We start from the raw sequence: 20,030 nt of genomic DNA on the forward strand, positions 1-20,030 counted from the left end.
TTTATGAATAAACTATTAACCACTGTTTTACTTGGCACAAGTCTGGTCGCACAGGCTCAGTCAGGTAAAGAAATTATGTATGTCGGCACCTATTCTCTCCGAGGTAGCGAAGGCATCTATGTATTTGAGTTTGATCGCAAAACCGGTACGATGCAGCCACTACAATCGGTATCCAATGCAAAAAGCCCATCCTTTCTGGCTATTCATCCCTCGGGTAAGTATCTCTACTCAGTTAATGAAGGAGCGGCTAAAACTGAGGGAGGGGTAAGTTCTTATGCGGTTGATCGGGCAACGGGTAAATTAACCTATATGAATGGCCAATCTTCGCTTGGTTCCGGCCCTTGCCATGTTAGTGTTGACCAGACGGGTAAAACAGCCTTTGTTTCCAATTATGGCGGAGGCAGTTTAGCGGTATTGCCTATCAAAGCCGACGGTACATTAGGGGAAGCAACCGATAGCGTTCAGGATACAGGAACCGGCCCCAATACCCAGCGTCAGGACAAAGCCCACGTGCACTCGGCAACCCTGGCCCCCGATAACCGCTTTGTGTACGTAGCCGACCTTACCACCGACAAGCTTAATATCTTTGATGTTGACGTTAAAGCCAGCAAAGTAAAACCAGCATCTATGCCCTATGTAACCGTAAAACCGGGTTCAGGGCCACGCCATTTCACGTTTCACCCCAACGGGAAATATGCCTATTTAGTTGAAGAGCTGACGTCATCGGTAGCCGTATTTTCCCGCAATCCTAAAACGGGGGCGCTAACAATGCTGGAGGATAATGTTAAAACGTTACCGAGCGATTTCACTGGCTCGAATACCAGCGCCGACATCCATATTGATCCAGCTGGAAAGTTCTTGTACCAATCAAACCGAGGCTACAATTCACTCGCTATTTTTGCCATTGGTGCCGATGGCAAACTGACCAAAGTGGGCGATCAGCCAACGGAAGGGAAAACACCCCGCAATTTCCTGATTGATCCGAAAGGCGAATTTGTATTTGTTGCCCATCAGGATTCCGATAATATTACCATATTTAAACGCGATCAGAAAACGGGGAAACTAACCTATACCGGACAATCGGTAAGCGTACCAGCTCCTGTTTGCGTACTTATGGCAAAATCTAACTAAAACGTATCACTACCCTTTATGACTAAATTACTTTCTCTCGGCCTGGTTCTCACGCTATTTATCATGGCCGCTCCAACTAAAACCATTAAGCTCTTTAATGGTAAAGACTTAACCGGCTGGAAAATTTACGGCACTGAAAAATGGTACGTCGAAAATGGCGAACTCGTTTGCGAAAGTGGTCCCGATAAAAAGTACGGTTACTTAGCCACCGAAAAATTCTACAAAAACTTTGACCTGACGCTGGAATTCAAACAGGAAGCCAATGGCAACAGTGGTGTCTTTTTCCGGTCAACAGTAGAAGGAACCAAAGTGAGTGGCTGGCAGGTAGAAGTAGCGCCCCCCAACCATGATACAGGTGGCATTTATGAATCGTATGGCCGCAACTGGCTGGTTCAAATTCCCGACGAAAAGGAAAACATTCTGAAACCCGGCGAGTGGAATAAGCTTCGTATCCGGGTGGAAGGCGACCACGTACAAACATTCCTGAATGGCACACAGCTGGTTGATTTAACCGACGAAAAAATTGGGAAAGGTGAAGGCTCCATCGCCTTACAAATCCATGATGGCGGTGGTATTAAAGTCCGCTGGCGGAATATGAAATTGCAGGAATTGTAAACACTAAAAATGCCATAGCTCAACAGTTATGGCATTTTTAGTTTAAAAGCCTTTTGCCCCTAAATCCTCTCTCCTCATGAAATTCTTTTTCTTACCGATCTGCCTTTGTCTGGTTTCCCTCAGTTCACTTCAGGCGCAATCTGCCCAGAATGGTAAATGGCAATCCCTTTTCAATGGTAAAAATCTAACTGGTTGGGAAACCTACCTTGACAAGCCTTATACGAAAGATAATCAGGCCGATAAAACATCGCCAATTGGCTTAAACAACGACCCTAACCATGTTTTTTCGGTGGTCAATGTCGATGGTAAACCTGCCTTACGGATTTCGGGCGAAACCTTTGGCGGAATTAATACCTTAGCGGATTTCGAGAATTATCACCTCAGAATGGAGTTTAAGTGGGGAACACAAAAGTGGCCACCTAAGCTTGACAAGCCCCGCGATAGTGGTCTCCTTTATCATAGCGTTGGCCCGCACGGAACGCCCATGCTTTGGATGGAATCGTTCGAGCTACAGGTACAGGAAGGCGATTGTGGCGATTATTGGGGGGTGATGAACGTTCTAACCGATATATCAGCCCGCAAAACGGATAAAGGCTATGTATATGAGCCTGGTGCCAGCCCCATCACCTTTCAGGACAAAACACCAGTTGGTCGATCCTGTCTTAAAAACCCGGACAACGAAAAACCATCTGGCCAATGGAATGTATTGGAACTGTATTGTTTCGGCGATACCTGCTTGCACGTCATGAATGGCAAGGTCAATCTGGTGCTGACCCATACTCGTCATCTGGTCAATGGGCAAGTAGTCCCACTGACCAAAGGTAAAATTCAATTGCAATCAGAAGGAGCCGAGGTATTTTATCGAAACATCCAGGTACAGAATATTAAGCAGTTACCCGCGGAGCTACTCCGTTAAAATGACTAGGTTTAATTTAAGTGGCCCGTTAGGGCCTCCACAGCACAGCGTCGGTAGTAAAAATGGATTATGAGCAGGCAATGTGCCGTCAGGCACACAACCGTAGTGTACCTAACGGCACACCTAGCCAATCGAATTTCCTACCGACGCTGCGCTGTGGAGGCCCTAATGGGCCCGAAATAATCAACCTAACCTTAGCTCTCCCAACAACCCCTCCAAATCCAATGGTTTGGTATACATCTCAATAGAACCATCTGGTTTAAGAGGCCATTGCTCACGAGGGCGATCCCAGTATAATTCAACTCCATTCTGATCAGGGTCATTCAGGTAAATGGCTTCAGAAACACCATGATCCGACGCCCCCGTAATGGGATACTTTGCATCAACAAGCCGTTGTAACGCCACCGCCAAATCTCGACGAGTGGGATACAGAATAGCCGTGTGAAAAAGCCCGGCCGATCGTTTAGGAGCAGGCGGGGCATCTTTACTGTACCAAGTATTCAGCCCGATGTGATGATGATACCCTCCTGCCGAAATAAAGGCCGCTTCTTTGCCGTACATGGTTACCAGTGTAAATCCGAGGAGATCTCGGTAAAACGCCAGCGCCCGATCGAGATCGGCAACTTTCAAATGAACGTGCCCAATGCGGGTTTGGTCGGGAATGGTATAGGGAGAATCGGGCATAATGTCTAAATTTAGAGGGCGTTTGCGTTAGTCATCAGCATTGTCTGCCGCACGGATTTTAACGAAAACGTGAATAATCTGAAAATAAATCCTCTTCCCCCAATGCACGCTTCGTCAAAACGTATACTACTTCATTGTTTGCTGTTAGCAGCTATTTCCCTGCCTTCGTTAGGCCAAACCACAACAGCTACCCCAGCTCCCAAATTTGCTTTCGCTGAACCCAGCCTTTCGCCCGATGGAGCCGAAGTGGCCTTTGTATCGGGTGGCGATATCTGGACTGTACCGACTGGCGGTGGAGAAGCCCGTTTACTCGTCTCGCATCCTGATAACGAATCACGGCCGCTCTATTCGCCCGATGGCAAGTACCTGGCCTTTGCTTCCTCGCGCACGGGCAACGGCGACATTTATCTGCTCACACTGGAAACCGGCACAATCAAACGGTTGACCTACGACGACGGTAGCGAGGTGCTGAATGGTTGGTCTCGCGATAGTAAACTAGTCTATTTTCAATCGACTAGCCGGGATATTTCCGGTATGAACGACATCTACCGGGTAGCCATTACTGGTGGCACTCCACTGCCTGTTACGGCGGATCGCTATGCCAACGAATTCTACGGCGCCCCTTCTCCTGACGGCAAAACGCTGGCTTTTTCAGCACGGGGCATTGCCTCGAATCAGTGGTGGCGCAAAGGCCGCAGTCACCTCGACGAAGCCGAAATCTGGCTCTACCATCTGGACGCGAAAAAAAACGATACTGCCTATGAACAAGTCACGGAAAGCGGAGCAAAAGAGCTGTGGCCGATGTGGAGTCAGGACGGGAAAACACTTTATTATATATCGGACCGTAACAAAGTCCAAAACCTGTGGGCAAAGGACCTTTCGGGAAAGCCAACCATGCTGACTACGTTTACAGCAGGTCGGGTAGTTTGGCCATCGATTGGGTACGACGGAAAGACAATTGTGTTCGAACGGGATTTTGGTCTTTGGAAATACGACATCGCCAGTCGTCAGGCTACTCCCATTGCCATTAAACTCCGCGGTGTTGCCGCTAGCCCTGCCGTTGAGCATCTAAAGCAATCGAGTCAATTTCGGGAGTTGGCCCTATCGCCCGATGGCAAGAAAGTAGCTTTTACCATACACGGGGAAGTATTTGCGGCCTCGGCCAAAGATGGTGGCGACGCAACCCGAATTAGCCATACGGCAGCCAATGAGTCGCAACCCGTTTGGACGCCTAACAGCCGAGGACTAGTCTACCTATCCAGTCGTGATGGTGCGGCTCATTTATACCGTTACGACTTTGCCACACGTGATGAAACGCGCCTGACAAACGAGAATACCGATGATAGCTCACCTGTATTCTCGCCCGATGGAAAGTCATTAGCGTTTATTCGGAATGGTCAGGAATTGCGTGTTCTGGATTTAGCCACGAAAAAAGAGCGTCTTCTTAAAAAGGGTTTCCTGGGACGTCCGCCCTTTGCTTCTTCGGGTTCAGTTGTCTGGTCGCCCGATGGAAAATGGATTGCGTTTGCATCGTTTGGGGCCAAAACGTTTCGAAATATTTCAGTCGTTCCGGCAGCCGGTGGAGAAAGTAAGCCCATTAGTTTCCTGGCCAATACGTTTGGGGGAAATCTGAGCTGGAGCCCCGATGGAAAATATATTCTGTTCAGCACAACCCAGCGTACCGAAACGGCTCAAATTGCCCGAATCGATCTGGTACCCCGTTCGCCCAAATTTCGGGAAGATCAATTCCGGGATTTGTTTAACGAGGAAATACCCAAAACCCTGAAACCAACTACACCACCTTCGGCCTCAAAAACTGCGGCTCGGGATACAACGGCGCGTGTGGATACAACGGATAAATCAGGAAAAGGTGGTGCAACGAAAATTGTTTTCGACGACATTCGGCAACGACTTAGTTTGTTGCCTGTGGGCGTCGATGTCGATGCGCAATCAATTAGCAAGGATGGCAAAACGTTGTTGTTAACTGCTACTGCGGCTGGTCAGCAGAATTTATACACCTATTCGCTGGACGAATTAGGGCGTGAACAAAGTGTAGCCCGGCAATTAACGTCAACCCCCGGTAACAAGAGCAATGCCCAGTTTTCGGCAGATGGCAAAGAGGTTTTCTATCTGGAGCAGGGTCGCATTCAATCCATTGCGCTGGACCGACGAGAACCCCGGCCTTTGAGTGTTTCGGCCGAAATGGATGTCGATTTCAGCGAAGAGAAACTACAGGTTTTCCGTCAGGCGTGGGATATTCAGAGCAAAGGATTCTATGATTCTACCTTTCACGGGGCCGACTGGAAAGCTATTCGGTCTGAATACGAACCGCTGGCCGCGGGTGCCCGTACGCCCGATGAGCTGCGTCGGCTTATTAGCCTGATGCTGGGCGAACTGAATGCCTCCCATTCCGGTATTTCAGCTCCCCCTGGCTCTGCCCAAACAACGACGGGCCGCATTGGTCTTCGTTTCGACCGGGCCGAATACGAAAACTCGGGCCGACTGCGCATCACCGAAATCGTAGCGCTAAGCCCGGCAGATATAGCCGGAAACATTAAAGTAGGCGACTACCTGTTGGGTGTCGATGATACCAAAATCAACGCAACCACCAACCTCGACCAATTACTGGAAAATCAGATCAATCACCGGATTTCCTTGATGATTGGCACGTCGCCTACTGCTCCACCACGAGAAGTTGTTGTACGCCCGGTAAATCTGGCGACGGAAAAAGGGTTGCTCTATAAACAATGGGTGCAACAACAACGTGAGTATGTGAATAAAGCCAGCGACGGGCGGTTAGGCTATGTGCATTTGTTCGATATGTCGGCAGAGTCGCTCGCGCAACTGAATATTGATCTGGACGCCGACAACCACGCTCGCGAAGGTGTTGTGGTCGATGTTCGGAACAATAATGGTGGCTTCGTCAATGCCTATGCGTTGGATGTATTCACCCGCAAAGGCTATATGACCATGACGCCACGCGGACTTCCATCGGCTCCGGCACGGACGCAATTGGGTCAACGGGCGCTAGAAAGGCCTACCATTCTGGTCACGAATCAGCATTCGTTGTCAGATGCCGAAGATTTTACGGAAGGTTACCGGGCGCTCAAACTGGGTAAAGTTGTTGGTGAGCCCACTGGCGGTTGGATTATTTACACCTCAGCCGCTCAACTTATCGACGGCTCGAACCTGCGGTTGCCCTTCATCAAAATTACCGACAATACGGGCAAAAATATGGAGCTAGCTCCCCGTCCGGTCGACATTCCAGTAGCACGTCCTATTGGCGAGAGCTATACAGATAAAAATGTTCAACTAGATAAGGCTGTAGCCGAACTGTTGAAAGAACTGAACGAAGTGAAAGCCTCTAAGCTCAGCACGGGCAAGTGAGTATTTTAGGATGGCAAGAGTTCAAAATAGGTTGCATTTGTTTTGGCCCATAGGGCCTTCACAGCGTAGCGTCGGTAGGAAAAGCTCTCATTCGAATAGCTAGGTATGCCGTTAGGTACACAATCGTTATGTACCTAACGGCACATTGTTTTCTTCTGAAATTAAATTTTTCTACCGACGCTACACTATTTAGGCCCTAACGGGCCAATCTATGCCCGAAGCCCCACGAAATAGAACGCCCATTTATTTGCCGACGCGATCAAAGACAAAAAGGTCCGTAAATGCCCATTTGCCGTCTTTCAATTGGCCACGTTGGATAACCAGTTGATTGGCGGATCGCTTTTCGTAGATGATCCGAATTGAGCCGTCTTCTTTTTCGAAGGTCGCTTTGTCTTTTCCGGCGTCGATAAACCGATAGCGGTCCGATTTATCTTTTTCTTCCTGTCCAATCAGACCCGGTTTGAAGTGTTTCACCAGCACTATTGGCCCCTGTTCGGTTTGCTCAAAAATCAGCATTTCGTACATGGTTACTTTGTTATCGCGCATCATACGCATAAAGCCGGTCAGGTTATCGCCAACGGGGGCAATCCAGGCTGCTTCAATGGGCCCGCCATTGAATGTTCCTAACCAACGTCCTTCCATAAAAGCGACATCAGCAAGCGAGCCAGTTTTGGACGATTGGGCCTGAAGATTTGTACTGACCAGGAGACTAAACAGGGCAATGGAGAGTAAACGGGTAATTCGCATAAAGATTTAGGATTAGTATATAAGCGTTGCAAATTACAGGAATATGGACTGATAAAGATCAACTATCGCGGCAACTTGTCTTCGATTATTTTTACAACTATCCCTATAGCTTCCGTGTTTAGTAGGTGTATTAATTACTAAAAACACTCCCACCCCATATGGATTTTATCGATTATTACAGCGTTCTGGGCGTACCGAAAACGGCGTCGGACGACGATATCAAGAAAGCCTACCGAAAACTGGCTCGGAAACATCATCCCGACCTAAACCCGAACGACGCGGAGGCCAACAAGAAATTTCAACAGATTAACGAAGCCAACGAAGTATTGAGCGATCCCGAAAAACGCAAAAAATACGATCAGTATGGCAAAGACTGGCAACATGCCGAGCAGTTCGAGCAGGCACGCCAGCAGCAACAATCCAGACGACAATATGCCCAAAGTGACGCCGGAGATTATGACTTCTCAGGGGGTTTTGGCGGGGCCGACTTCTCCGATTTCTTCTCATCCATGTTTGGTCAGGATGCGGGAGCCAGTGGAGGCCGACGTCAGGCGAAATTTAAAGGGCAGGATTACCAGGCCGAACTACATCTTAGCCTACGCGATGCCTACACAACGCATAAACAAACCCTAACCGTTGATGGAAAGAACATTCGAATTACGGTTCAGGCGGGCGTTGAAAATGGGCAAAAAATTAAACTATCGGGTTATGGCTCGCCAGGGGTCAATGGAGGCCCTAATGGCGATTTGTACATCACCTTTGTTATTGCAGATGATAGTCGATATAAACGTAAAGGCAACGATCTATACGTGGATGAGGAGATAGACCTCTATACGGCCATCCTCGGCGGAGAACGCATTGTGGAAACTATGGACGGAAAAGTCAAACTAACCGTGAAGCCGGAAACGCAGGCAGGCACTAAAGTTCGATTGAAGGGCAAAGGCTTCCCCATTTATAAGCAGGAAGGCGCATTCGGTGATTTATATATTACCTGGCAGGTAAAGCTTCCTACTAATCTGACCGACGAGCAAAAAGAGCTATTTCGCCAATTATCAACCCTATAACCCCTTAAGCTTATGCAAACCACCCACCTGATATCTGTTCGTGACTTTTGCGTACATCACCATGTTGAGATCACGTTCGTTGAAACGCTTGCCGACAATGGATTGATCGAGACAACCCTTGTTGAACAAACTACCTACGTCCAGCCAGAGCAAGTAGGTCGCCTGGAGAAATTCGTTCGCTTGCACCAGGAGCTGGCCATTCATACCGAAGACTTAGATGTGGTTAGTGATCTGCTGGATCGGGTTGAGGATTTACAACAACAACTTGCCCGACTAAAAAATCGACTGGTTTTCTACGAATCTTTAGAACACTGACTTTTATGAGTTATAAGGTCAAGTATGATTTTATCGACTATCGGCGCTTACTTGTGTCGTTTACTTTCTTGATTTTCCTATCCGGTTGTGGCCAGCGCTCTACAAAAAACGAACCATCAACTGATTCAACAGCAAATGGCTTAGAATCAACTACCGTGCTGCCCGATACACTCTGTTTTCGGCAAGTGGTTGGGCGCGACTCCACGATCCTACATTTAGTAATCAAAGACTCGACGGTAACGGGCGAATTGAGTGTACTTCCTTTTGAAAAAGATCGGGCACGTGGTTCCGTAGAAGGTAGATTAACCAACAATCAGATTCAGGCCGTTTGGCAACGGTCGGGCGAAGGCGTTACCCAGCCTTACGACGTTGTCTTCACGATGAAAGGTGATGCAGTAACCTGGCGTGAAGGTGAGCGTATTGAGAAGAACGGCAAATGGGTACTGAAGAATCCAGAGCAAGGATACGAGTATGTTTTAATGAAAGCTGATTGCCAATAAAGTTGGTATTCGTACCGATAAGACGGCATAATCCAGTAACTTGAGCGGTCAGTAAACCAATCTGTCGAATGGCCTTTGTTTCTCGTTACCCTCTCTTCTCAACAACGCTTATCCTCATTACCACTGGCTTTACAATGGCTCAAACGCCTAAACGTCCTCGCGAATACGGCATCCAATTCGGTGTATTGCCAACCGGAACGCATAACGCCATTACCGATGTACCGGGCGTTCGGGTCGGGCAGGTGACGCTTAAACAAGGCCAGAATATACGCACGGGCGTCACGGCAATTTTACCTCATCCGGGCAATCAGTTTCAGCAAAAAAGCCCGGCGGCTATTTACATTGGCAATGGCTTTGGCAAGTTAACGGGCTATAGTCAGGTAGAAGAACTCGGCACCCTCGAAACTCCTATTGTGCTGACCAATACCCTGAGTGTTCCCACTGCCTCCGACGCTCTCATCGATTATACACTAACTCAACCTGGCAACGAACAGGTACGCTCGGTCAATTCGGTCGTAGGGGAAACCAACGACGGTTTTTTAAACGACATTCGTGGGCGGCACATCACCAAACAACATGTGCTGGATGCCTTAAAACAGGCCAGTACCGGCCCCGTCGAAGAAGGTAACGTTGGGGCGGGTACCGGTACTGTCTGCTTCGGATTCAAGGGAGGGATTGGTACATCCTCCCGCAAGTTACCCGCGTCGCTGGGTGGTTATACGGTTGGGGCATTAGTGCAAACAAATTTTGGTGGTGTCTTACAAATTGCCGGAGTCCCAGTTGGTGTTGCTTTAGGCAAATATTCCTTCAAAGAGAATCTGGATGGTTCTTGTATGATGGTCGTCTTCACCGACGCTCCTTTAGACGCCCGCAATCTGAAGCGGCTGGCCAAACGGGCGTTTATGGGACTGGCCCGTACCGGCGGCATTGCATCGAACGGCAGTGGCGATTATGTCATCGCTGTATCGACCGCTTATCAAATCCCGCACGACACCAACAGCTCGTTCGACGAAATGAAGGTACTTCGCAATGACAACGCATCACCACTCTTTCTGGCCGCTATCGAAGCGACCGAAGAAGCGATCATTAATTCGCTCTTTGCCGCCCAAACGCTTAGTGGAGATCAGGGGCATAAAGTAGAACAACTCCCTGTAGACAAGGTAGTTGACTTATTGAAAAAAGCGGGGCAGGTGAAGTAAAAGCCCACCTTTAAACGCTGGCTACTCAATGCCTGCTTTCCGCTACGCGCCAGAGTAGAGTTGCCAATCCGGCAAAGGCAAGGGCGCCCAATAACTCATAACCACCTTCACCTAATGCTCCCGCCAACGCAGGCTCCAGCGTTAATGATGCCAATCCGTTATAAATCGATTCATTAACCGACAACAAAGCCACCATAACGCCAGCCAGTGCGCCACCGGCTACTAAACCAGTTGCAAAGAGATTGCCTTTGCCCAGATCAGCATCTTCTTCTACAATCCCTTTACGTTTGGCATTCCAGTCAACAATGGCTTTTACCAGTCCACCGGCAAAAATGGGCAAAGTTGTAGATAAAGGAAGGTAAAGCCCCACGGCAAACGCCAGCGCACTCACGCCAACCAGCTCAAACACAAAGGCGATGAACGCCCCCACTAGTACAAACTGCCAGTCGAGGTTGAAGGATAGCAACCCTTTAATAAGCGTGGCCATGAGCGTTCCCTGAGGGGCCGGAAATTTATCGGAGCCGATGGCATGCGTGATGCCCTGCGCCAGTAAATCGGGGGTGGGTGTATCCAGAATTTTCACGGTAGCTCCAACTACCAGCGACGACACAATAACGCCAATAAACAACGCCATTTGCTGATATTTTGGCGTCGCGCCAACCAGATAACCGGTTTTAAGATCCTGTGATGTTCCACCTGCATTCGCTGCGGCCACACAAATCATGCTACCTACAACGAGTACGGCGGGTTCATATACTTTCCCTGTTAAACCAAAGCCAATGAACACCAGTGACGTTCCCATAATGGTAGCAATGGTCATCCCCGATACGGGCGAAGAGCTGGAACCGATCAGGCCTACAATTCGGCTGGCAACCGTCACAAAAAAGAACCCGAAGACAATAACCAGTATAGCGATCAACAATTTAGTTATAATCGAATCGCCGGGAATTTGGGGAAGCACAACCATCAAGGCCGTCAGTACAATACTGCCAATAACCACAATTCGAACGCTTAAATCCTGTTCCGTACGGGGTGTCCGGTTACTAGCGCTTAGCTCATCTTCTTTCTCAATGGCACTAAGCGACGAACGGTTGAAACTTTGTTTAAACGAAGAGACAATCGTTGGAATCGTTTTGATCAGCGTCATAAAACCACCCGCCGTAACCGCTCCCGCGCCAATCTGCCGAATATAGGCCCGATAAACCGCTGCGGCTGTATCGGTAAACGTATGCGTGGTTGGATTCCAGCCGCCGGGTCCACCCGCGGTTTGCAGATTAGTTAAATAACCCAATTTTTGAAGTTGTAGAGCAATTGTATCGCCCGGTACCAGCGATGCCAACAGCGGAATCAGGCCCAACCAGGCTAATATGCCACCACCAACTAAAACCGCTGAGATTCGGAAACCAATGATATAGCCTACGCCCAAATACTCTGGTGTAATTTCTCCCGCAACCTGCGCCGATGGAAAATATCGATTCGCCTGTTTTGTAGCCCAGACGGGTACTTCGGCAATAACGTGAAGTACCTTTTGGAGAAAGGCATAAAGCAAAGCTGCCCCTAGACCCTGGTAAGCTGTTTTGGCAAAATCGCCACCTTTCTCGCCCGCAATTAACACCGACGCACAGGCTGTACCTTCGGGATAGGGCAATGTACCATGTTCCTGTACAATCAACGATCGACGCAACGGAATCATCATCAGTGTACCGATGAGACCGCCCAAGATAGCCAGCGTCAGGATTGTCCAGTAGTTGAAGAAGTCAGCGCCACTACCATTCGTCAGGAAAAGAAAACCCGGCATGGTAAATACCACACCGGATGCAATGCTTTCGCCTGCCGAACCCGTTGTTTGAATGATGTTGTTTTCGAGGATGGTCGTATTCAGAAAGCGACGACCCAACGAAATAGCCAGTACCGCAATAGGTATGGAAGCCGATACAGATAAACCGGCTTTGAGCGATAAATAAACCGTGGCGGCTCCAAACAACACACCAAATACAGCTCCGGTAATGATCGCTTTAAGGGTAAACTCTGCGGGCGATTCTGTAGCAGGTACAAACGGTTTATGATTGGCTAAGGGTTGAGACATAGTCGTTGATTTTGCGATGCACTATTACGAGCATCACAAAGTAAGACTTTCCCAACATATACCCAATTCTACTGCAACACCCGTGTAGTATATTGATCCATTACATCACTTGGATGAATCTCCAGCACATTGGCCAGGACCAGCAGTACCAGCGTTCGAGAGGCAATCCGACGCGAAATCCCGGCTATATTGGCAAACAGATCGACCGTAATGCTGTCGTGTTCGCCAAGATGCTGCATAAGCTTATGCTCTTTCTCGCCATAGCTGAACCGAATGTCGCGTTCGGCCTGTTCGCCCTTCAAAATTTCCCGCACTTCGCGGCTGGCCTGCACCGATTTGTCGGCCACGCGCACATAAGCTTTCTTATTTTCGGGTTCGGCTGGGTCCGGGATAATGTAGTGTGGTCGAGTAGGGCTACGAGGCACCCGAATCACGAGAACTTCGCGCTCATCGTAAAGCTGTACTCGTTCGATCGTGTAGGAAATTCGCGGAAAACAGAATTTGTTAATAGCCCGGACGAGCAGGTATTCGTCCTCATCGGCATATTTCAATCCCACAATCTTTTTGTCGTCGCCGACGCCGATGAGCATGATTCCGCCATTTGTATTAGCGAAGGCTACCACGCCCCGGATGATTTTCTCGGGATGGTTTGTTTTCAGCTTGAACTCTAAACTGCTACCCTCTCCCCGTTTGACCAGGTTTTTGAGTGCTTGATAGTCCATAACCGATGGGTTCATCTGGTTGAACACTGACTTGTGCTAAAGATACGGCTTTTCTGCAAACATGCAAGTGCAAAGCTTGTATCTCTATCTTTTGTTAAAAACTCGGTTTAGCGTCGTCAACTTTTCGACGTCTTTAACCGTTACTAAAGTACACTTTACTTTATAGAAAACGTAAAAATGCTGGTAAACGTTGCGCTGGTTTTAGGGACTTTCGGCTTTATGGAAGGGGTTGCCTGGTTTACGCACAAGTATGTCATGCACGGCTTTTTGTGGAGTTGGCACCGCGATCATCATAATCATCACAATGGTTTCTTTGAGATCAACGACTTATTTGCCGTTGTGTTCAGCCTAACAGCTATTGGCTTAATTCTGATTGGTGTAGAAATTCCAGAATGGGGATTTTTAGCGTGGATTGGCGCAGGGGTTACCCTCTACGGCTTCTTTTATTTTGTCTTCCACGACATTATCGTTCATCGCCGGGTAAAAGTGAAAGTGGACACCAGTGGGCGTTACATGCAACGCATTATGCGGGCGCACTACATTCACCACAAAGTACATACGAAGGAAGGGGCCGAAGCATTTGGCTTCCTGTATGCTCCGAAAAAATACGATCGACCCGTAAAAAGCAAAAAGGTAGCGTAGCCTGGTAGCGCGGTGGTGCGGCATTCCGCCATCCTGTCCGCAGAGCAGAAAATTTTTTGCGTAGTTATTTTGGCGATGCGGACAGGATGTCGGAATGCCGCACCACCGCGCTACATAAAAAAGGCGTAATCCAGTTGTGTTGGGTTACGCCTTTTTTATGTAAAAAAACCTGAACGACTCAATATTCGTCTTCGTTGAAGAAGAAGTCATCTTTGGTTGGATAATCTGGCCAAATCTCTTCGATACTTTCGTATGGCTGACCATCATCTTCGAGTTCTTGTAAGTTTTCTACTACTTCAAGAGGAGCGCCTGAGCGAATTGAATAGTCAATCAATTCGTCTTTAGTGGCAGGCCAGGGGGCATCTTCTAGGTAGGATGCTAATTCAAGAGTCCAGTACATAGTGTTCGTATTTTGATGTCTATTTTCAATGAGGGTGCAAAAGTAAAAAAATCGGTAATATCCAAGCTATTTTAAGCAAAAATGTTCGTAATCGCTATTATGCCGGGTTTTAGGCGATTAACGAGCAGCAACAGCATTTGTTTTTGCCGAAGTAAATAAATTTAAAAGACAAACTAGTAAATGGTGATTCTATTTATTTCGCATCCCATCTTATTTATTTTACGAACCACCTCTATTACCAGTTATGATTACTGAAGTATGTGCCTTTTCGCTTGATTCCTGTTTAACAGCCCAACAAGCCGGTGCCGGACGGATTGAACTTTGTGGTGGCTTTGCCGAAGGCGGTACAACGCCCAGCGCCGGACTAATTCAACAGGTTCGTCAACACATCAGCATTCCATTCTATGTAATGATTCGCCCCCGGGGCGGTGATTTTTTGTACTCCGAGACTGAATTGGCAGTCATGAAAACTGATATCCAGCTAGCCAAAACCTTAGGAGCTGATGGTATAGTACTTGGCATTTTAGAAGCCGACGGTCGCGTAAATGAACACCAGACGAAAGAATTAGTCGAGTTAGCAAAGCCCTTGCCTGTTACCTTTCATCGGGCATTCGATATGACCCGCGACCCAATCGAAGCTTTAGAGGCCGTTATCCGTACGGGCGCTGTACGGATTCTGACTTCTGGCCAGCATCAGAACGTCGACCTTGGTTTATCAGTACTTCAGGAATTAGCCGAAAAAGCCGCCGGACGAATCGAGATTATGGCTGGAGCTGGTGTAAACGCTGAAAACGCCCAACAACTGATAGAAGCCGGTGTGCATGCACTCCATTTAAGCGGTGGCCAGAAAGAAGATAGTGGCATGATTTTCCGCCAACCGGCAGTATCGATGGCGTCAACTCTCCCGAATGAGTACGAATACATAGAAGCCAATGAAGCGAAAATACGAGCGGTTGTTGAACAGCTGTAACGTTTCGTAGCGCGGTGGTGCGGCATTCCGACATCCTGTCCGCATAGCCAATATAACTACGCAAAAGTTTTTCTGCTATGCGGATAGGATGTCGGGATGCCGCACCACCACGCTACAGTACAATCGCCCGATTACCCGAAATAAAGACCCGATCGTTGAAAACCAGTTTCAAGGCTTGCGACAATACGATTTTTTCTACGTCTTTGCCTTCCGTAGCCATGTCGGCGGCCGAGTGACGATGATCGACTTCTTTTACATTCTGCGCTATAATTGGCCCTTCGTCTAAGTCATTATTCACAAAATGAGCCGTAGCACCAATAATTTTCACCCCTCGCTCATACGCCTGTCGGTAAGGGTTCGCACCAATAAAAGCGGGTAAAAATGAGTGGTGGATGTTGACAATCCGGTTTGGGAAATGATTCACAAAGTTAGCCGTGAGTACGCGCATGTATTTGGCTAACACCACGTATTCAGGTTCATAAATTGCCATCGTTCGCAGAATGGCCTCTTCATGTTCTTCGCGAGTTTTGCCCTCATGCGAAACATAGTGAAACGGAATTCCAAACTTGCTCACCAAAGGTTGTAACAGGTTGTAATTGCTCACAACAGCTAAAATGTCAGCGTCTAGTTCATCAAATGCGTACCGAATCAGTAACTCACCCAAACAGTGATGCTCTTTGGTAACCATCACCACAATATTCTTTTTGCGCTTTGGGTTTAGGCGAAATGTAATCTCAGATTGACTGGTTGAATCAGGCAACGTAGTCTGCAATTCGTGCAGTAGAGCGGCATTATCAAAGGTGCCTTCAAACTCCGTACGCATGAAAAAACGCCCTGACGGACTCACGTATTCATCATTGTGGATAATGTTCAGATTATGCCTGAATAGTACACCTGTTACGTGATAAATAAGGCCCTTACTATCGGGGCCATCCATGAGTAATATATGTTTGTCTGTAACCGCCATGCGTGGTTTTGAATAAATTGGCTAAAAGTAGCAAATGCCAGCCGTTTATTCCTTTATTTTGGGTCATAACCTGCCTACTTATGGTAAATAGACGCCGTTTTTTAACGCTCAGCTCGCTGGCCGGGCTACTTCCTTCACTGTCATTTGGCGCAGCCAAAACAGTTACTACTTCTGATACGATAGACAACCAAACAGCTACTTCTGAAAACCTAAAGCCTTTACTTAGTGGCCCCGTTGTTATTTCAACCTGGAAACAGCCCAAAGCGAATGCGGCCGCTCAGGCCGTACTGGACCGCAATGGCCGGGCCTTAGATGCCGTTGAAGCAGGGGTCCGAATCCCTGAGGCCGATCCGGAGGATATGAGTGTGGGGTACGGAGGGCGTCCTGACCGAGACGGTCATGTAACGCTTGATGCCTGCATCATGGACGAGAAAGGCAATGCAGGCTCTGTAACCTTTCTGGAGCACATTATGCACCCTATTTCGGTTGCTCGGGCTGTTATGGAAAAAACACCCCATGTTATGCTCAGTGGCGAAGGAGCGCTAACATTTGCCTTATCGCAAGGTTTCAAGAAGGAGAATCTGCTTACCCCAAAAGCAGAAAAAGAATGGCGTGAGTGGCTAAAAACAGCCAAATACAAACCCATTGCCAACATCGAACGGCATGATACGATTGGGATGCTCGCCATGGATAGCAAAGGTGACATTTCGGGGGCCTGTACTACCAGCGGACTTGCCTACAAAATGCGTGGGCGCGTTGGCGATTCACCGATTATTGGCGCTGGTTTGTTTGTTGATAATGAGATTGGTGGCGCCTGTGCTACGGGCCTCGGCGAACTCGTTATGCGTACCTGTGGCGCTTTTCTGGTTGTCGAATTAATGCGCCAGGGCCATACACCGCAGCAGGCTTGCGAAGAAGCCGCTATGCGAATTATCAAAAAGCAAGATTATAAAGATATACAGGTTGGCTTTCTAGCTTTAAACAAAAAGGGCGAATATGGCGCTTATAGTATTCAGCCCGGTTTCAATTACACATTATCACAACAAAATAAGATGGAAGTAACCGACGCAAAGTCATATTTGAAATAAACAAGTTTTTCTTTTATTGTTTATAGTACTTAATTGCCGTCTAAAAAGCGGCTGATTACGCGACTAAACAACTATTTAAAATCACGAACTACATTGGAATCGGTATTTTCAACATCGAAGCGGAAGCTCCTACTCGAAATCGCCTGGGAGGTGTGTAATCAGGTAGGTGGAATTTATACGGTTATTCGGTCGAAAGTGCCAGCGATGGTCGAAAAGTGGGATGATAACTATGTGGCCCTGGGGCCGTATTTCCCCCAACGATCTGCCGCCGAATTTGAGCCCATCACTGAACCCGACGAGACCGAAATTGGCCAAACGGTTCGTAAAATGCGGCAATTAGGGTATAATGTTGAATATGGTTATTGGTTGGTTACAGGACGCCCTCGGGTTGTATTGTTCGACCTGAATAGCATCAATATTGACCAGCTTAATCAAATCAAAACGCAGCTCTGGCTAAACCATCAATTATCCACTCTCAACATTGAAGATCTGGTTAATCAGACAATCATATTTGGCGAGATGGTCAGAATTTTCATCACGTTGCTGGCCGAAGATCACGCCCGACGTGTTGATTTTGTTGCTCATTTCCACGAATGGATGGCCAGTACCGGCCTGCCCGATCTGCGCCGTGATAATGTTAAAGTAGCCACGGTTTTTACAACCCACGCTACAATGCTTGGCCGTTATCTGGCCCAAAACGAGCCGGGTTTTTATGGCAAGCTTCCATTTTTCGACTGGAAACGGGAAGCTCAGCACTACGGCATTGAAACACAAGCCACTATTGAGCGGCTGGCGGCTCTTCAATCACACGTTTTCACTACTGTTAGCGATGTAACTGCCCGCGAATGCGAGGTTTTCCTGGGTCGAAATCCAGATCTCGTTTTGCCAAATGGCTTGAACGTGACACGGTTTGCGGCTGTTCACGAATTCCAGAATCTGCACGTTCGCTACAAGCAAAAGATCCATGAATTTATCATGGGTCATTTTTTCCAGAGCTATTCATTTGACCTGGAAAAAACACTGTATTTCTTTACTTCAGGTCGTTTCGAGTTTACGAACAAAGGGTATGATCTAACACTCGAAGCCCTTGCCCGACTGAACTATCGGATGCGCGAGGCCAACATGGATACCACGGTTGTGATGTTCATGGTAACGAAACAACCCTACACGTCCATCAATCCCGACGTTCTTCACTCGCGTGCGTTACTCGACGAAATTCAGGAAACGTGCGAAAGCATTGAAAAACAAGTCGGAGAGCGTTTGTTTCAGGCAGCGGCTTCGAATACGCAAAGTACGTCGTTGCCCGACTTGAACAATTTTGTCGATGAGTATTGGCGGCTTCGATTGCGTCGTACTGTTCAAAGTTGGAAAACAAAACACCTTCCTCCTTTTGTAACGCACAATCTGGTGCAGGAAGATGATATGACGCGATTTATCAAACAAGCGAACTTAGTCAACAACGAATACGACCGGGTCAAAATCGTTTACCACCCCGATTTCATTGCCTCTACGAATCCATTGTTTGGCTTAGATTATAGCCAGTTTGTCCGTGGTTGTCACCTCGGCGTATTCCCCAGTTATTACGAGCCTTGGGGCTATACACCCTTGGAGTGCGTTGTTCGGGGCATTCCGACTGTCACCAGTGATCAATCGGGTTTTGGCGATTTCATCATGCAAATCATGCGCGATTACGAAAACCGGGGCATTTACGTGATCAATCGCCGAACACAATCGTTCAATGAAGCTGCCGACCAACTCGCCGATGTCCTTTACCGATTCGTTAGAATGGCTCAGCGCGACCGGATCAAACAGCGCAACCGGGTTGAAAGCATTGCCGATGTATTTGACTGGAGCAGCCTTCGTTCTTATTACGACACCGCACATGATTTAGCCTTGAAGCGGAAGAAACCTTAAGCTGATGTATGATGTATGATATAGGACGTATGCCTGTTCAATAACTACATCATACATCCTATATCATACATGATTAAAATTGGTATTATTAACGTTTCGGATCGGGCGAGTGCGGGCGTTTATGAAGATATTCCGGGAAAGGCCGTTGTTAGTCTGCTGACCGAATGGCTCACCTGTTCCTGGGAACCTGTTTATCGGGTTATTCCCGATGAGCAGGATCAACTGGAAGCTACGATGATTGAGCTGGCCGATGCAGAAGGCTGCTGTTTAGTTGTAACAACGGGAGGTACTGGACCGGCACTGCGCGACGTAACTCCTGAAGCTACCGAAGCTGTTTGCCAGAAAATGATGCCCGGTTTTGGGGAGCTTATGCGACAGGAAAGTTTGAAGTATGTCCCCACGGCTATTTTATCGCGCCAAACAGCTGGCATTCGGAATCAGACATTAATCTTGAATTTGCCGGGAAAACCTACGGCTATCGGTCAATGCCTGTCAGTTGTTTTCCCAGCTATTCCTTATTGTATCGATCTGATTGGTGGCCCTTTTCTAACCACGGATGTCGAAAAAATGAAGGTCTTTAGGCCAAAAAGTTAATTTTTTGTTTCAGGTTCAATGTTTCAAGTTGAAGCTGTTTAAACTTTCCGTTTTCGATTGATTTTTCGCAGGAAAATGACCGAGAATGC

At 47.8% G+C, this 20,030-nt stretch carries 19 protein-coding genes; 13 read left to right on the forward strand and 6 right to left on the reverse strand.

All coding sequences use genetic code 11. The features are described from left to right. The first annotated feature begins 3 nt into the window (after window positions 1–3). The 3 genes from ACYVGR_RS11590 (at window position 4) to ACYVGR_RS11600 (ending at window position 2,662) form a co-directional block, all read left to right on the forward strand. The gene (locus ACYVGR_RS11590) at window positions 4–1,131 is read left to right on the forward strand and encodes a lactonase family protein (RefSeq protein WP_460956662.1); all 1,128 of its coding nucleotides are present in this window, start codon (window positions 4–6) and stop codon (window positions 1,129–1,131) included. A gap of 18 nt (window positions 1,132–1,149) precedes the next feature. After that, window positions 1,150–1,746: a 3-keto-disaccharide hydrolase gene (locus ACYVGR_RS11595; RefSeq protein ID WP_460956664.1), complete on the forward strand. Its 597-nt coding sequence runs from the start codon at window positions 1,150–1,152 to the stop codon at window positions 1,744–1,746. A gap of 76 nt (window positions 1,747–1,822) precedes the next feature. Next, window positions 1,823–2,662 (forward strand): 3-keto-disaccharide hydrolase, encoded by an 840-nt coding sequence (locus ACYVGR_RS11600; RefSeq protein WP_460956666.1) that lies wholly within the window; start codon window positions 1,823–1,825, stop codon window positions 2,660–2,662. Between the two features lie 183 nt (window positions 2,663–2,845). Here the strand turns inward: ACYVGR_RS11600 and ACYVGR_RS11605 are convergent, their stop codons facing one another. Beyond that, the gene (locus ACYVGR_RS11605; protein WP_460956668.1) at window positions 2,846–3,346 is read right to left on the reverse strand and encodes a VOC family protein; all 501 of its coding nucleotides are present in this window, start codon (window positions 3,344–3,346) and stop codon (window positions 2,846–2,848) included. A gap of 102 nt (window positions 3,347–3,448) precedes the next feature. Between ACYVGR_RS11605 and ACYVGR_RS11610 the strand changes: the two genes are divergently transcribed. Then, window positions 3,449–6,733: a S41 family peptidase gene (locus ACYVGR_RS11610; protein ID WP_460956670.1), complete on the forward strand. Its 3,285-nt coding sequence runs from the start codon at window positions 3,449–3,451 to the stop codon at window positions 6,731–6,733. 243 nt (window positions 6,734–6,976) lie between these two features. Here the strand turns inward: ACYVGR_RS11610 and ACYVGR_RS11615 are convergent, their stop codons facing one another. Next, window positions 6,977–7,480, reverse strand: coding sequence for a DUF6265 family protein (locus tag ACYVGR_RS11615; protein WP_460956672.1), 504 nt, complete (start codon window positions 7,478–7,480; stop codon window positions 6,977–6,979). A gap of 158 nt (window positions 7,481–7,638) precedes the next feature. On the opposite strand from ACYVGR_RS11615, the gene ACYVGR_RS11620 reads away from it, so the two are divergent. The 4 genes from ACYVGR_RS11620 to ACYVGR_RS11635 all read left to right on the forward strand — a co-directional run bounded on the left by ACYVGR_RS11620 (window position 7,639) and on the right by ACYVGR_RS11635 (window position 10,558). Beyond that, window positions 7,639–8,544 (forward strand): DnaJ C-terminal domain-containing protein, encoded by a 906-nt coding sequence (locus tag ACYVGR_RS11620; RefSeq protein WP_460956674.1) that lies wholly within the window; start codon window positions 7,639–7,641, stop codon window positions 8,542–8,544. Window positions 8,545–8,556: 12 nt separating this feature from the next. Continuing rightward, window positions 8,557–8,859 carry a chaperone modulator CbpM gene (locus tag ACYVGR_RS11625; protein WP_460956676.1) on the forward strand — a complete coding sequence of 101 codons (303 nt, stop codon included), beginning with the start codon at window positions 8,557–8,559 and terminating at the stop codon, window positions 8,857–8,859. A 5-nt stretch (window positions 8,860–8,864) separates the two neighbouring features. Further along, entirely contained in the window at window positions 8,865–9,359 is a 495-nt protein-coding gene (locus ACYVGR_RS11630; protein WP_460956678.1) for a hypothetical protein, read from the forward strand. 134 nt (window positions 9,360–9,493) lie between these two features. After that, window positions 9,494–10,558, forward strand: a complete 1,065-nt coding sequence (locus tag ACYVGR_RS11635; protein ID WP_460956702.1) for a DmpA family aminopeptidase — start codon at window positions 9,494–9,496, stop codon at window positions 10,556–10,558. A 25-nt stretch (window positions 10,559–10,583) separates the two neighbouring features. On the opposite strand, the gene ACYVGR_RS11640 is transcribed toward ACYVGR_RS11635, so the two are convergent. Together ACYVGR_RS11640 and ACYVGR_RS11645 are read right to left on the reverse strand one after the other, a co-directional pair. Continuing rightward, window positions 10,584–12,644, reverse strand: coding sequence for an OPT family oligopeptide transporter (locus ACYVGR_RS11640; protein ID WP_460956680.1), 2,061 nt, complete (start codon window positions 12,642–12,644; stop codon window positions 10,584–10,586). A 68-nt stretch (window positions 12,645–12,712) separates the two neighbouring features. After that, window positions 12,713–13,381 carry an AlbA family DNA-binding domain-containing protein gene (locus ACYVGR_RS11645; protein ID WP_460956682.1) on the reverse strand — a complete coding sequence of 223 codons (669 nt, stop codon included), beginning with the start codon at window positions 13,379–13,381 and terminating at the stop codon, window positions 12,713–12,715. Between the two features lie 162 nt (window positions 13,382–13,543). Here ACYVGR_RS11645 and ACYVGR_RS11650 point away from each other — a divergent pair, with 162 nt between their 5' ends. Beyond that, window positions 13,544–14,008, forward strand: a complete 465-nt coding sequence (locus tag ACYVGR_RS11650) for a sterol desaturase family protein (RefSeq protein ID WP_460956684.1) — start codon at window positions 13,544–13,546, stop codon at window positions 14,006–14,008. Window positions 14,009–14,186: 178 nt separating this feature from the next. Here ACYVGR_RS11650 and ACYVGR_RS11655 read toward each other — a convergent pair whose 3' ends face one another. Beyond that, window positions 14,187–14,408 (reverse strand): DUF2795 domain-containing protein, encoded by a 222-nt coding sequence (locus tag ACYVGR_RS11655; RefSeq protein WP_009284883.1) that lies wholly within the window; start codon window positions 14,406–14,408, stop codon window positions 14,187–14,189. Between the two features lie 244 nt (window positions 14,409–14,652). Here ACYVGR_RS11655 and ACYVGR_RS11660 point away from each other — a divergent pair, with 244 nt between their 5' ends. Beyond that, the gene (locus tag ACYVGR_RS11660) at window positions 14,653–15,378 is read left to right on the forward strand and encodes a copper homeostasis protein CutC (RefSeq protein ID WP_460956686.1); all 726 of its coding nucleotides are present in this window, start codon (window positions 14,653–14,655) and stop codon (window positions 15,376–15,378) included. A gap of 112 nt (window positions 15,379–15,490) precedes the next feature. On the opposite strand, the gene purU is transcribed toward ACYVGR_RS11660, so the two are convergent. Beyond that, window positions 15,491–16,345 carry a formyltetrahydrofolate deformylase gene (gene purU / locus ACYVGR_RS11665; protein ID WP_460956688.1) on the reverse strand — a complete coding sequence of 285 codons (855 nt, stop codon included), beginning with the start codon at window positions 16,343–16,345 and terminating at the stop codon, window positions 15,491–15,493. Window positions 16,346–16,425: 80 nt separating this feature from the next. Here purU and ACYVGR_RS11670 point away from each other — a divergent pair, with 80 nt between their 5' ends. The 3 genes from ACYVGR_RS11670 (at window position 16,426) to mog (ending at window position 19,941) form a co-directional block, all read left to right on the forward strand. Beyond that, the gene (locus ACYVGR_RS11670; protein WP_460956690.1) at window positions 16,426–17,433 is read left to right on the forward strand and encodes an isoaspartyl peptidase/L-asparaginase family protein; all 1,008 of its coding nucleotides are present in this window, start codon (window positions 16,426–16,428) and stop codon (window positions 17,431–17,433) included. Window positions 17,434–17,526: 93 nt separating this feature from the next. Continuing rightward, window positions 17,527–19,347 (forward strand): glycosyltransferase, encoded by a 1,821-nt coding sequence (locus ACYVGR_RS11675; RefSeq protein ID WP_460956692.1) that lies wholly within the window; start codon window positions 17,527–17,529, stop codon window positions 19,345–19,347. Between the two features lie 69 nt (window positions 19,348–19,416). Next, window positions 19,417–19,941: a molybdopterin adenylyltransferase gene (mog, locus tag ACYVGR_RS11680; RefSeq protein ID WP_460956694.1), complete on the forward strand. Its 525-nt coding sequence runs from the start codon at window positions 19,417–19,419 to the stop codon at window positions 19,939–19,941. The last annotated feature ends 89 nt before the right edge of the window (window positions 19,942–20,030 follow it).

This window comes from Spirosoma litoris, assembly GCF_054776755.1.

Coding starts and splice junctions, on each gene's coding strand:
- ACYVGR_RS11590 (WP_460956662.1), top strand. CDS start 4: ATGAATAAACTATTAACCACTGTTTTACTTGGCACAAGTCTGGTCGCA.
- ACYVGR_RS11595 (WP_460956664.1), top strand. CDS start 1,150: ATGACTAAATTACTTTCTCTCGGCCTGGTTCTCACGCTATTTATCATG.
- ACYVGR_RS11600 (WP_460956666.1), top strand. CDS start 1,823: ATGAAATTCTTTTTCTTACCGATCTGCCTTTGTCTGGTTTCCCTCAGT.
- ACYVGR_RS11605 (WP_460956668.1), bottom strand. CDS start 3,346: ATGCCCGATTCTCCCTATACCATTCCCGACCAAACCCGCATTGGGCAC.
- ACYVGR_RS11610 (WP_460956670.1), top strand. CDS start 3,449: ATGCACGCTTCGTCAAAACGTATACTACTTCATTGTTTGCTGTTAGCA.
- ACYVGR_RS11615 (WP_460956672.1), bottom strand. CDS start 7,480: ATGCGAATTACCCGTTTACTCTCCATTGCCCTGTTTAGTCTCCTGGTC.
- ACYVGR_RS11620 (WP_460956674.1), top strand. CDS start 7,639: ATGGATTTTATCGATTATTACAGCGTTCTGGGCGTACCGAAAACGGCG.
- ACYVGR_RS11625 (WP_460956676.1), top strand. CDS start 8,557: ATGCAAACCACCCACCTGATATCTGTTCGTGACTTTTGCGTACATCAC.
- ACYVGR_RS11630 (WP_460956678.1), top strand. CDS start 8,865: ATGAGTTATAAGGTCAAGTATGATTTTATCGACTATCGGCGCTTACTT.
- ACYVGR_RS11635 (WP_460956702.1), top strand. CDS start 9,494: ATGGCTCAAACGCCTAAACGTCCTCGCGAATACGGCATCCAATTCGGT.
- ACYVGR_RS11640 (WP_460956680.1), bottom strand. CDS start 12,644: ATGTCTCAACCCTTAGCCAATCATAAACCGTTTGTACCTGCTACAGAA.
- ACYVGR_RS11645 (WP_460956682.1), bottom strand. CDS start 13,381: ATGAACCCATCGGTTATGGACTATCAAGCACTCAAAAACCTGGTCAAA.
- ACYVGR_RS11650 (WP_460956684.1), top strand. CDS start 13,544: ATGCTGGTAAACGTTGCGCTGGTTTTAGGGACTTTCGGCTTTATGGAA.
- ACYVGR_RS11655 (WP_009284883.1), bottom strand. CDS start 14,408: ATGTACTGGACTCTTGAATTAGCATCCTACCTAGAAGATGCCCCCTGG.
- ACYVGR_RS11660 (WP_460956686.1), top strand. CDS start 14,653: ATGATTACTGAAGTATGTGCCTTTTCGCTTGATTCCTGTTTAACAGCC.
- purU (WP_460956688.1), bottom strand. CDS start 16,345: ATGGCGGTTACAGACAAACATATATTACTCATGGATGGCCCCGATAGT.
- ACYVGR_RS11670 (WP_460956690.1), top strand. CDS start 16,426: ATGGTAAATAGACGCCGTTTTTTAACGCTCAGCTCGCTGGCCGGGCTA.
- mog (WP_460956694.1), top strand. CDS start 19,417: ATGATTAAAATTGGTATTATTAACGTTTCGGATCGGGCGAGTGCGGGC.